We start from the raw sequence: 13,045 nt of genomic DNA, 5'->3' as shown, positions 1-13,045 counted from the left end.
GCATTCATCCCACTACCTTAGAGGTAGGGGATTTCTGCGGTAAAATGTTAAATTTGGTCGTGTTTATAAGTAGCACAAATTCACCGAATGTCGCTATATATGCGATACTATGAAATAGCTACGGCAACACCCTTATAATAATGACCAAAAAATTATCCAGTGAGGCACTATGAATATATTGATTACAGGCGCATCGCGTGGTATCGGTTTGGCTACTGCCAAAAAACTGGTGGCAAAAGGCCACAATGTTGGCTTATTTGCTACCAACACTGCCACGCTTGAAAATGCTGTTAAAGACAGAGTACTAAAAAAAGCACTGAAAAAAAACCGCATCATCATTGGTCAGCTGGATGTTACCCAGCCAGATCTATGGGACGATGCCATTACTCAAATGATTGATAGCTTTGGTGCTATCGACGTACTGATTAATAACGCGGGTGTGCTGGTTACTGGTACATTGCCAACCACCGATCTAAATGAGCAGCTGTCGTTAATCGACATCAACTGTAAAGGCGTGCTGATTGGCTGTCATAAACTAGCGCCTTATCTGGCTGATAGTCAGGATGGCAAAATCCTCAACTTATCCTCCGCATCAGCTATCTACGGTCAGTCTGAAGTCGCGGCTTATTCAGCCAGCAAGTTTTTTGTCCGTGGTCTGACCGAAGGATTGAACATTGAGTACGAAAAACTCGGTATCAAGGTCATCGATGTGATGCCACTATGGGTCAAATCAGATATGACAAAAGACATCAATGTCACCAGCATTGAACGTTTGGGTGTCAACCTGAGTGTCAATGATGTCGCAAAAACAATGTGCAAGTTGACCATCAGCCCGAATCGTAAGATCAAAAGCACGCATTACTCTGTCGGCATGCCAGCCAAAGTTTTTCAGAAGCTTTCACAGGTCACACCAGACTCTCTCATTCGCTGGGTAAACACCAAAGTCGGAGCCGAGTAAACTGATTAAGCCAACAGCATCGGCTCTACCTATAACACCTACAACACACTCTTAACGATAAAAAAGACCACCGAGATTCGGTGGTCTTTTTACTCAGGATTCAGTTTTTGCACCAGCCCTATAGTAGAAAAAATATAAAACCAGTACGATTGTATTATCGTGCTACTGTTACAAATTTTACTTGCGTGCTATATTCACAGAGGCCGCGAAAAATTTATCCCAGTAGCACTGTAGCGATTTTAAAATATTTTGACCATATTTTGCGCCAGCACCATAAATACCCACTTAATCCATAAATTAAATAACGCATTTGAGTCTGTAGCTTTATCCGGCTTACCTTACATCGCCGATAATGGTTGATCGGTCCAAACATCGCGATAACTGGTGTAATAAGTAATCATGCCTATTGGCAATAACACTATCAGCCCCAGTCCAAGCGTAAAGAGAGTCCCTAGTAGCATCAATATCGGTGCCATCAAACCAAACACCAAGAATGGCAGCAGATTTTTTACACAACCCCGAAAACTCATTTTCATTGCCTGCATTGGTTTCACATCGTGAAGCACAATCAAAGCTGGCGCAAACCAAATAATCATCAATATAGGAGTGACCAGTATAAAGGCCAATGAAATACCTACCACCACACTTATAAGAGCAAAACTGTCTGATTGATAAACTGCAGACATAGCCATACCACCAAATATTAGCGCTATGGGTATCATCGCAACAATAAGTACCACCGCATACAAGATAGATAAGATAATCAATGGCTTGATGTGCGTGTTAAATGCTGAAAAAAGATGATCAAACCTCAGCTCTTTGCCTGCAGACTGATCCGCACAACCTTTTATTATTCCACCAATAAAAACAAAAGACAGAAAAGGAAAAATAAAGTTAATGAAGGGAATGCTACCGCCAATAGCAAAAATAATGAGATAAACGACACCAATAGCTAACCACAACAACGGCTGGTCTCTAAACAACTCAAATGCTTTAAGTAGCCAGCTCAACCCTGCCCCTTTCTCGCACTTTCTTGGACCAGATAATAACTGTGGTAACAGATCTCCATATTCATCCATTGGCGGCAAATTTGGTGGTTGACTACCATTTTTTTGCAAAAAAACCTGTGACTGTTGTGAGTGATTAAAGTTAGACATACTTTTCCTCAAAGTAAGGTTGGGCAGTTATAGAGTTGATCAATGAAAGTAGATCAATGTTATTTAGCAAAATTTTGGTCAACACAGCTTTGCATATTAACGATTAAATGCCCAACTTTTTTTCATCAGACTTTGTTGAACCAATCTACTGAACGAATCTATTAGACAAAAAAATGACTGCACAATATGTACAGTCGTTTTTAGCGCACTACCTGTCAATCAAGTAAAATGTCTACACCCAGCCATCCAGTGTTCCTGCCCAGCCTTTTACTAGTGGGCCACTCAGTGCTTCTAGTAAATCAATATGTGCTTCATCGAGATTCAATGCAGGGATATAATGATACTCTTGCCCGCCTGCCGCTAGAAAGTTTTCGCGGTTTTCAATCGCCAACTCTTCAAGTGTCTCGAGACAATCAGCAGAAAATGCAGGACTGATAACTTGCACTGATTTTACGCCAGACTTGCCCCAATCCTCTAACACCACATCGGTATAAGGCTTGACCCATTCTTGCTTGCCAAAGCGAGATTGAAAGCTGATAATCCACTCATCTTCTTGCAACCCAAGCGCATGTGCCACCTGTGCTGCCGTGCATTTACAACGCTTAGGATATGGGTCGCCCTTATCTGCATAAGGCTGTGGAATACCGTGAAAGCTAAACATCAGCTTATCCGGCTTACCATGCTCTGCTTGAAAGCGTCGTATCGAGTCAGCCAACGCTTGAATGTATAGCGGATGGGCAAAATAGTCTTTTACGATCGTATAGTTTGGCAAGTTACGCTGCGTCAATGTCCATTTAGTCAGTGCATCATAGACTGCACCGCCAGAGGACGCTGAATACTGCGGAAATAATGGCAAAATGACGAAATGATCTACACCTTCTTCACGCAGTGTATCCATCACATCAGGTAATCCAGGGTTACCATAGCTCATCGCCGCATGTACAGACACTCGAAATGGTGCAACGCTATCTGCCAAGCGTGGTTCTAACAGCTCTACCTGACTGTTCAGGATTTTACGAATCGGCGAGTCTTCGTCCCAAATACTGGCATAAGCCTTTGCCACGCGCTTGGGACGGCTTGGCAATACAAATAGATTCAGAATAATCGCCCACAAAAACTTTGGGATTTCAATCACCCGAGGGTCTGATAAAAACTGTTTGAGATAGCGACGGACTGCAGGGGCAGTTGGTTCGTCAGGCGTACCAAGATTGACTAATAGTACGGCAATACGTGGGGGCAGAGTCGGCTTCATAAGGGCTGTTTTTTCATTAATAAGTGATAAGGTGAAACTTTGAATGTAACATTAATATAATCAATCTTTAGTGTAGCATTTTATCTACGACAAACGCATGGTAAAGATGATGGCTGTACAATTTGATACGCACTTATTGAGACGTATTTAAAATAAAGACACCGCGCGATGGTTGTACTCATACGCGCATCGCCATACAATAGGCAAAACCATTTAAAAACGTATGGGCAAGTTGGTTTATCTATTGATGACTATTTTGCCTTTTATTTTTGCTTTTATATTATTGATGATTGTTGTCTTGCGAGGTAGCTTTGAACGCACGCTCTGATAATACCAGTGACCAATCCCACAAAGAAATATTAGATTCAGACCGACTAGCCAATAAGGCTGGCTCAGTAGGAGTCGTCACGCCCCAAAACTTCCATTTCGCTGAACCGCTCACCTTGGAGTGCAACCGTACCCTACCTTCATTTGATTTGATAATAGAAACTTATGGTACGCTCAATAGTGACAAGTCAAATGCCATCCTGATCTGCCACGCATTATCTGGTAACCATCATGCGGCAGGATTGCACAGCACTGATGACAAAAAGGCAGGCTGGTGGGACAACATGATTGGACCTAATAAAGCCATCGATACCAATCAGTTTTTTGTGGTCTGTGTCAATAACATTGGCAGCTGCTTTGGCTCCACTGGCCCAACGACAGTAAACCCTGACACCATAGACAATGCCGATGGCAGTGAGCCACAAGCTTATGGTCCTGACTTCCCGCTGGTTACCATCAAAGACTGGGTAAAAACCCAAGCCATGCTCTCAGACCGTCTAGGTATTGACGTCTGGCACGCTGTCGTCGGTGGTTCTATGGGCGGTATGCAGGCCATGCAATGGTCAGTTGACTATCCAGATAGACTAAAGCGCTGTGTGATCATCGCCAGCACACCGAAACTATCTGCCCAAAACATTGCCTTCAATGAGGTCGCTCGTCAGTCCATATTATCTGACCCTGACTTCCAAGACGGACGCTACTTACAGACAGGCACCTACCCTCGCCGAGGTCTGATTCTTGCACGCATGGTCGGTCACATTACCTACTTAACCGATGACGCCATGAAGGCCAAGTTTGGTCGTGATTTGAAATCTGGCAAATTCATGTATGGCTATGATGTCGAGTTTCAAGTTGAAAGTTATTTACGCTATCAAGGCGAGCGCTTCAGTCAAAACTTTGATGCCAATACTTACTTGCTGATGACCAAAGCACTCGACTATTTTGACCCAACCCGTGATTATGTTAGCAATACTGCACACACAGATTCTGACACTCTCAATGGCGACGGTGCAGACAGAGATGACAAACAGCTCGAACTCAGCGCTCTGAAATCCGCTTTTTCTCATACCAAATGTCAGTATCTGGTTGTCTCTTTTACGACCGATTGGCGCTTTGCTCCTGAGCGCTCACAAGAGATAGTCAACGCCTTGATGGCTACGAAAAAGCCTGTCAGTTATATCAATATCGACGCCCCACACGGCCATGACTCGTTTTTATTCGACATTCCACGTTATATGGGCGCGGTCAAAGGCTTTTTAACCGCACCATTTATGACTAGTCATCTAACAGCTGTAGGAGAACGCTCATGAGAATGGATCATCAGCTGGCCGAACGCTGGATAGCACCGCAATCGCATGTCTTAGACTTAGGCTGTGGCAATGGCGAGCTGCTCGCGCATTTGCAGCAAAAACTTGGCGTCACTGGTTATGGACTAGAGATTGATGAAGACAAGATTAATGAAGCTATTAGTCAAGGGCTATCCATCGTCGAACAAGACCTCAATGATGGCTTGGCACGCTTCGCTGACGACAGCTTCGATACTGTCGTCATGGCACGCGCATTACAGGCAGTCAAATCACCTGATGTACTACTATTAGACATGCTGCGAGTCGCTCATGAAGCCGTCATCACCTTTCCTAACTTTGCCCATTGGAAAAACCGTCTTCACTTAGGACTGAAGGGTCTGATGCCAGTTTCAGAAGCACTGCCCTATGATTGGTACAACACACCAAACATCCATTTATGTACTTTTCAAGATTTTGAACAGCTTTGTGCCCAGCATAATATTGATATCATCAATCGCTTTGCTGTCAGTGATTCAGAAAAAGCGCACTCTCCGTTGGTGACATCCTTGATTAGACGAGCACCCAACCTGTTGGCAGATGTCGCTATTTACCGCGTAACAATGAAGAAATGACACAGGTTTTGCTTTAGATGAGTCACGCGACAATCAGTCTTTGACGTCGGATCTGTGACACCTTAACCGATTATTAACAGTGTATAAGCCTAAAGTAACTGCATGATTTTACTGCAAACAATATGAAACAACTAACTGGTTGTTCCTGTAATTAGTATTTGAGTTTCGTAAACTTGGGTGGTAAGCTAGCAAATTAATGTCACTGACACACGGTCTATGCTGTCGTTGGTACGATTTTCTGCTTATTAACTGCCTACTTTTGGAGCTGCTATGAAACTATTGAAAGCTGCGTTGTTTACTGCCTTGTTTTCGTGCGCAGGTCTGGCCAATGCTGAACTAATATCTAATGTACCACTGGACACCTCACGTTTTGAGTTGATGCCAGTCAGTGAACTGTCTGCTCGCGCCGCTCAAGGTAATGATCACGCACAGTTCTATTTGGCCAAGCGCCTACAAAAAGGGCAAGACATTACCCAAAATACGCAACAAGCCATGCAGTGGTATACGCGTGCAGCAGAACAGGGCGTGGCACCTGCTCAGCTAAACCTCGCTATCATGTATCTACGTGGTGAAGGCGTACAGCCCAACCTACAAGAAGCTCGTAAATGGTTAGAAAAAGCCGCTATGCGTGGCGATAACCGCGCTAGCTATACGCTTGCTCTGCTAGATGAAAAGCAAGAAAACCTGGTTGATGCTTATAAATGGTACGACTTGGCAGCCCGTGACGGCATGCTCGACGAAAAAGTGCGTAGCAAGGCTCGCGGTAAAATCGGTCAATTGGCATTGAACTTATCAAGCTCAGACATTGCTAGCGCTCGTAGCCAAGCAGATAGCTGGTTTCAAAGCAAATAAAGCAAAGCAAATAAAGCAAGTAAGCTTGCAAACCGTTATTAATAATAAAAATCCAGCCTTTGAGCTGGATTTTTTGATTTCAACCTCATTGTTTTAGGCTCTTTTATTTTTTTGGTTCACGCGCCATAGTATAGAACTCTGTGTTTGCCTGCATATTCATCACAATCGCCATTCTATTTGATAATCCAAAAAACGAAGTGACACCAGCGATATCGAGAATATCTTCATCATTAAAACCCTGTGCTCTTAACTGAGCATAATCAGCATCTTCGATGAGCTCTGGCGTTCGGCATAGCTTGACTGAAAATGCCAGCATTTGCTTTTGCTTCATCGTAATCGGCGCATGTAAGTAGTTGACCGCTATCTGATCAGCCAGTAGCGGCTCTTTTGAAAATATTCGCAATAGCGCTCCGTGTGCGACGACACAATATTGGCAGCTATTGGCAGCACTGGTAGCGACGATGATCATCTCTTTTTCGGCAGGGCTCAGTGTACTACCTTCTCTCTCCATAACGGCATCATGATACGCAAAGAACGCTCTAAATTCTGCTGGACGGTATGCCAACACAATAAAGACATTGGGAATAAACTTAGCTTTTTTTTGTACTGCAAGAATACGCTCGCGAATGTCATCCGGTAGGCTGTCTAAATCAGGTACAGGATAACGGCTGATATCAGGTTTGCTAGAGGTATTCATTGATTCACTACTCATAAGTCATCTCCTTTGACTGTATTTTTTACTACTATAGTCTACCTTCATTAAAGATCGATATGTAACCTAAAACAACTTAAATTCAAACACATGCTTTTATAAGACATTCAAACATCTTACTAAATTTGCTAAACTACGCGCGCATTATCTAATACCACGATTATATTAATGTTTTAAAATCCACAGAGAACTTAAACCCAACGCACTAGGTTTGCGACCTAGCCAGCAGGAGAAAACCATGAGCCAAACTCAAGGCAGTAGTACCGAGAACAACAACACCCCAGACATGACAACTGACAGCAAATCAGCCCCCGCTTACGATAGCGTGACCAATAATATCGTCGTTGCGGCACTTTATAAATTCACACGTTTTGCAGACTTTGAGCAGTACCGCGAGCCAATTTTAAATATTATGCTCGATAATGACGTCAAAGGTACCTTATTGCTCGCCAGCGAGGGCATAAATGGCACGATTTCTGGTAGCCGCCAAGGCATCGATGCCGTCCTTGACTATCTGCGCAGTGTCGAAGCCATCGGTCGCTTTGAGTTCAAAGAATCTTATACTGACGCACAGCCTTTTTATCGTACTAAGGTCAAACTCAAAAAAGAAATCGTCACTATGGGCGTGGAAAGTATCGATCCATTACAGTCCGTTGGTCGCTATGTAAAACCAAGCGAGTGGAATGCGTTAATTTCTGACCCAGATGTGACGCTCATTGATACCCGTAACGATTATGAAGTGCAAATCGGTACTTTTCAGAATGCCGTCAACCCAAATACCGAAACCTTCCGTGATTTTCCAGAATATGTAGCAAAAGAGCTAGACCCTGCCAAGCATAAAAAAGTGGCCATGTTTTGCACTGGCGGTATCCGCTGTGAAAAATCAACCGCTTATATGCGCGAACAAGGTTTTGAAGAGGTTTATCATTTAGAAGGTGGTATCTTAAAGTACCTTGAAGAAGTCCCTACCAGTGACTCTATGTGGCAAGGCGACTGCTTTGTGTTTGACAACCGTGTATCGGTCAATCATAACCTAGAAAAAGGCAGCTACGAGCAATGCTTTGCCTGCCGCATGCCTATCACAGCCGAAGAGATGCAAAGTGCTGCCTATACCAAAGGCGAGTCATGCCCGCACTGTATTGATAAAGCCACTGACGAGCAAAAAGCACGTTTCCGCGAACGTGAGCATCAAATGCAGCTCGCAAAACAACGTGGCGAAGCCCATATTGGTAGTGACGTGCTAGACGTCATAGAAAAGCGTAAAACCGCCAAGACCGAAGCACGTCGTCACGCAGAAGCTAGTAAAAAAAGCAAAACTGACTAAGTTCAGTCTCTGTCGGTCTGAAGCGTCAGCAACTGAACCACCACCGTGATAGACTAGCAATGAAAAAAAGGGAGGCTCTATTGATTAGAGCCTCCCTTTTTATGATGTTTACTAGGTCGTGGCATCATTTGAATCGTGACATAACCTAGGTACCACGCCAGCAAAAAGCGACGCGGTAAACATCAGCTTTAGAACAAGATACGTACGCGAATCGTTTCTTCTACATCTTTCAGTTGATCTAAAGCTGCTCTTGAATCGTTATAATCCACGTCCATGACCAGATAACCCACATCACCTTCTGTCATCAAGCTTTGCGCTAAGATGTTGATATGCGCTTCAGCAAACAGACGGTTGATCTGAGACAGTACGCCTGGCACGTTTTTGTGGATATGTAGCAGACGATGTGAGCCTTCCTTGAATGGGATAGACACTTCTGGGAAGTTGACGGCTGTCGCTGTATCACCTTGGTCAGAATATCTAACGAACTTATCCGCTACTTCAAGACCAATGTTTGCTTGCGCTTCTTGTGTTGAACCACCGATATGTGGTGTCAAAATCACATTATCAAATTTACGCAGTGGTGACTCGAACTCTTCATCCGCTGATTTTGGTTCTTTTGGAAACACATCGATCGCAGCGCCCAATACTTTACCAGACTCAATCACCGCCGCAAGGTCATCAATCTCCACACAGGTACCACGAGCAGCATTGATAAAGTAGCTGCCGTCTTTCATATGTGCAAACTGCTCAGCCTTCATCATGTAGCGAGTGCTTGGTACATCAGGGACATGCAAGGACACGATATCAGCAGTCGATAGCAGCTCTTCTAAGCTACCTACTTGTACTGCATTGCCCAATGGCAATTTAGTGACTGCGTCATGATAAATGACTTTCATACCGAAGCTTTCTGCCAGTACAGACAGCTGTGAGCCGATAGAACCATAGCCAACGATACCGATGGTCTTGCCACGCACTTCATGTGAATTCAGCGCAGACTTACCCCAACCACCGCGATGTACTGTCGCATTCTTGGCGGGGATGCCACGATATAGCATGATGGCTTCGGCCAAGACCAGCTCAGCCACCGAGCGAGTGTTTGAGAATGGCGCATTGAAGACAGGAATACCTAAGTCACGAGCGGCTTCCAAGTCAACTTGGTTGGTGCCGATACAAAAACAGCCAATACCGATCAGCTTATGAGCATGCTCTAGTACTTCACGAGTGAGCTGGGTACGCGAACGAATACCGATAAAGTGAGCGTCTTTGATTTTTTCGATCAGCTCATCTTTATCCAAAGCGTGACTGATATTTTCGATGTTATGATAGCCTGCGCCTTCTAGTACTTTTAAGGCATTGTCGTGCAAGCCCTCAAGCAATAAAAAACGAATTTTGTCTTTTTGTAGTGATAACGCCATATAGAACTGTCCTATAATTGTCTTATAAAATTATCTAAGAGATAAGCTATGATAGATGAAACTCAAGCAGTCCCGATATCTTACACAATATTCAGCCTCGATGTTAGCAGATTAGATGAAATATTGATTATCAGGCCTGAAAATTTTTTATGATATAGTAAATCATGACTGTCATAGGCGATTGAGTTATTTTACCCATAGACGCTCATACTATTGCTTACACCTGCACTGTTTATGACATTTAAACCTAACGCGTCATTTGAACTTTAAACGCTTATTGTCCCCATGAGGACACGCCCCATATAAACACATTTAAACCGCCTAATTGTATCGATTTAGCGATATAATAATCCTTTTTATGCATTGCAATCACGTTTATACCGAGATTTAACCATGACTTCTTTATCTACTCAGAACACCTCTAACACAAATACAGACGCCGTTCAGAGCATTTTAAGCGCGTTACTAGATACCCATCAATTTGACACAGCCCAAATTAAAACCGACCCTGATAGCCTAGAGCACTGGGGTAAAGACTGGACCAAACATTTTGCCCCAGCTGCTGCCGCCATTGTCTTTCCAAAGACCACCGAACAAGTGCAAGCCGTCGTACTGCTGGCGAATGAGCACAACGTGGTCTTAACGCCAAGCGGTGGACGTACTGGTCTTTCTGCCGGCGCTGTCGCTGCTAATGGTGAGATAGTCGTGAGTATGGATAAAATGAACCAAATCGGAGAGTTTTATCCTGCTGATCGCATGGTTGAAATTGAAGCAGGCGTCATCACCGAACAACTGCAACAGTTCGCAGAATCAAAAGACCTCTACTACCCTGTCGATTTTGCCTCAGCAGGATCCAGTCAGATCGGCGGCAATATCGGCACCAATGCTGGTGGTATTAAGGTTATTCGTTATGGGATGACTCGTCAATGGATCATGGGTCTGACGGTTGTCACCGGCAAAGGCGATATCTTGCATCTGAACCGTGGCATGATTAAAAACGCCACTGGTTACGACTTACGTCAGCTGTTTATCGGTAGCGAAGGGACTTTGGGCTTGGTAACACATGCACAAATCAAACTTGAACGTCAGCCACAAGACCTAAACGTCATGGTACTGGGCATGGACAGCTTCAATGATGTGATGAGTGTACTGGCTGCCTTTCAAGCGCAAATTGATTTGACTGCGTTTGAGTTCTTTGACGATGTGGCGGTTGACAAGCTCATGGCACACGGTCAAGTCCAAGAGCCATTCGAATCACGCACCAAGTTTTACACACTGCTAGAGTTTGAAGCGCCATATGAGCCGATCATGGACAAAGCCATGGCAATATTTGAACATTGCATGGAACAAGGCTGGGTCGTTGACGGTGTCATGAGCCAAAGCTTGGCGCAGGCAGCAGAACTGTGGAAGCTACGTGAATACATCTCTGAGACTATCTCGGTCTTTACCCCTTATAAAAATGACGTCTCTGTATTAATCAGCTATGTACCTGAGTTTATCGCTGAGATTGATCATATCGTCAGCAGCAACTATCCCGATTTTGAAGTGTGTTGGTTCGGTCACATCGGTGATGGTAATTTGCATCTCAATATTTTGAAGCCTGAAAACATGAGCAAAGACGATTTCTTTGCCGAATGTCAGCTCGTGAACAAGTATGTATTTGAGACAGTGCAAAAATATGGTGGCTCGGTATCGGCTGAACATGGCGTCGGCATGACGAAAAAACCGTATCTCAGCTATAGCCGCAGCGAGACTGAGATTGATTATCTCAGAGAAGTCAAAAAAGTGTTTGATCCAAATAATATTATGAATCGTGGCAAACTGTTTGATATGTGATTGATCGCTCAGCAAACAGTCATTCAATGAGCAGTTATTTAATAGACAGTTATTTAATAGACAGTTATTTAATAGACAGTCATAAGGCATAGTCGCATATGCCTTATACGTTTATAAATCACCTCAAAACCTTATGCTAATATTTACGACACGCCCTAGCGGCATTTTCATATTAGCGCCTCTATCCAAATATTATTTCAGGGAACGAGTCTGGTTTAAGCAAACGAATTTATTTATAGAAACAGTAAAACCAAAGCGACAGCCAAAAGTACGCTTAACGAGCCCTGAACAACCAAAAAAGCCTGATGTGGTGCTGCGATATGCCGTACCATATTGCCCAACGCATTATAAGTAATCCCAGTGGCATTGACGTGTGGGTGATTTTCAAAGGTTTTGATGACTTCTAAGAATTGCTCTGTACGCTCAAACGACCAGCCGTGAGGCACAAACGGTAAATATGGCGATAACTGGTCCGCTTGCTGCTTCGTCGCTGGTGACCAAAGCCAACGCTCCAAAAACACCATACGCATGCGCCAGTCAGTAAAACTACGCTGCTCTACGGTCTGTAATAGCAGAACCTCAATGTTCTGATGGCGTTCGTCCGCAAGTATACGCTCTAAGAGGGCGGAAACTTTAGATTTTTCACCTTCGACACACTGTAAAAAGTGACCATTGCCATAACACAAGGCCCCTGTAATAAAGTTCCGCTCGTTGTACTCACGTGCCTTACTTTCTATGTCTTCAAATATCGTGGTACTCAATCGTGAGCGCAGTGTTAGACTACTGACATATACCAACTGTACCAACGCAGTGTCTGCTATTTGGTTTAACTTAGTCACTACATCCGCATGAGCTAGAGGCATAATAAACATCCTAAAAAGTCTTTTTTAAAGACGGCTGAACAAGATAAAACAAGTCAGATAATGGCTAAATAATGGAATCTGAATGACTCATAAAAACGTAGCAAATGCTTACAAGTTAAACTGTCATTACGGACCTAGCTTGCTATCATAACCCCAAAATACGCATAACCGAGTAAACCACCCAACTCAGAACCAAGTGACGAATCCAATGATGAGCCACTAACGCAAGGTTGAGAGTGTTTGATTATTAACAATAACCACTGTAAGCGTTGTGCAAATAAGATTTGGCTTAAACTCAGGTTATATATAACGCTGATTGTGACCGCGTGATTAATCTCAAAAGCTGATACGCCTTTTGAATAAAACCAAAGAAAACATCATTTTGATGGATAGTAAATATGACAAGAAAACCTTATAAGTCATTGTAACTA

At 43.6% G+C, this 13,045-nt stretch carries 11 protein-coding genes; 6 read left to right on the top strand and 5 right to left on the bottom strand.

Annotated features, from left to right (window positions below):
• Window positions 1-169: 169 nt before the first annotated feature.
• The gene (locus tag L0J61_RS04180; protein ID WP_301465063.1) at window positions 170-958 is read left to right on the top strand and encodes an SDR family NAD(P)-dependent oxidoreductase; all 789 of its coding nucleotides are present in this window, start codon (window positions 170-172) and stop codon (window positions 956-958) included.
• Window positions 959-1,296: 338 nt separating this feature from the next.
• Here the strand turns inward: L0J61_RS04180 and L0J61_RS04175 are convergent, their stop codons facing one another.
• Together L0J61_RS04175 and hemH are read right to left on the bottom strand one after the other, a co-directional pair.
• Entirely contained in the window at window positions 1,297-2,115 is an 819-nt protein-coding gene (locus L0J61_RS04175; protein WP_301465062.1) for a BPSS1780 family membrane protein, read from the bottom strand.
• Window positions 2,116-2,347: 232 nt separating this feature from the next.
• Window positions 2,348-3,367: a ferrochelatase gene (gene hemH, locus L0J61_RS04170; RefSeq protein ID WP_301465061.1), complete on the bottom strand. Its 1,020-nt coding sequence runs from the start codon at window positions 3,365-3,367 to the stop codon at window positions 2,348-2,350.
• A gap of 356 nt (window positions 3,368-3,723) precedes the next feature.
• Between hemH and L0J61_RS04165 the strand changes: the two genes are divergently transcribed.
• From L0J61_RS04165 to L0J61_RS04155, 3 genes are all read left to right on the top strand, one after another.
• Window positions 3,724-5,004, top strand: coding sequence for a homoserine O-acetyltransferase (locus L0J61_RS04165; RefSeq protein WP_301465065.1), 1,281 nt, complete (start codon window positions 3,724-3,726; stop codon window positions 5,002-5,004).
• Entirely contained in the window at window positions 5,001-5,612 is a 612-nt protein-coding gene (gene metW, locus L0J61_RS04160; RefSeq protein ID WP_301465060.1) for a methionine biosynthesis protein MetW, read from the top strand. Before L0J61_RS04165 ends, metW begins: the two co-directional genes overlap by 4 nt.
• Before the next feature lie 270 nt (window positions 5,613-5,882).
• Entirely contained in the window at window positions 5,883-6,464 is a 582-nt protein-coding gene (locus L0J61_RS04155) for a tetratricopeptide repeat protein (RefSeq protein ID WP_301465059.1), read from the top strand.
• A gap of 103 nt (window positions 6,465-6,567) precedes the next feature.
• Here the strand turns inward: L0J61_RS04155 and L0J61_RS04150 are convergent, their stop codons facing one another.
• Window positions 6,568-7,176, bottom strand: coding sequence for a peroxidase-related enzyme (locus L0J61_RS04150; protein WP_301465058.1), 609 nt, complete (start codon window positions 7,174-7,176; stop codon window positions 6,568-6,570).
• A gap of 325 nt (window positions 7,177-7,501) precedes the next feature.
• Here L0J61_RS04150 and L0J61_RS04145 point away from each other — a divergent pair, with 325 nt between their 5' ends.
• Entirely contained in the window at window positions 7,502-8,500 is a 999-nt protein-coding gene (locus L0J61_RS04145) for a rhodanese-related sulfurtransferase (protein WP_301465064.1), read from the top strand.
• A 188-nt stretch (window positions 8,501-8,688) separates the two neighbouring features.
• On the opposite strand, the gene serA is transcribed toward L0J61_RS04145, so the two are convergent.
• A complete protein-coding gene (gene serA, locus L0J61_RS04140; RefSeq protein ID WP_301465057.1) occupies window positions 8,689-9,915 on the bottom strand; it encodes a phosphoglycerate dehydrogenase in 1,227 nt (408 codons plus the stop codon).
• Window positions 9,916-10,308: 393 nt separating this feature from the next.
• Here serA and L0J61_RS04135 point away from each other — a divergent pair, with 393 nt between their 5' ends.
• On the top strand, window positions 10,309-11,751 hold the full coding sequence (locus L0J61_RS04135) for an FAD-binding oxidoreductase (protein ID WP_301465056.1): 1,443 nt from the start codon (window positions 10,309-10,311) through the stop codon (window positions 11,749-11,751).
• Between the two features lie 233 nt (window positions 11,752-11,984).
• Here the strand turns inward: L0J61_RS04135 and L0J61_RS04130 are convergent, their stop codons facing one another.
• The gene (locus L0J61_RS04130) at window positions 11,985-12,614 is read right to left on the bottom strand and encodes a BLUF domain-containing protein (protein WP_301465055.1); all 630 of its coding nucleotides are present in this window, start codon (window positions 12,612-12,614) and stop codon (window positions 11,985-11,987) included.
• Window positions 12,615-13,045 lie beyond the last annotated feature (431 nt).

The organism is Psychrobacter sp., assembly GCF_030457785.1.
Classification (GTDB): domain Bacteria; phylum Pseudomonadota; class Gammaproteobacteria; order Pseudomonadales; family Moraxellaceae; genus Psychrobacter.
The sequence above is the reverse complement of the archived record's forward strand: the minus strand, read 5'-3'. Positions and strand labels throughout refer to the sequence as shown.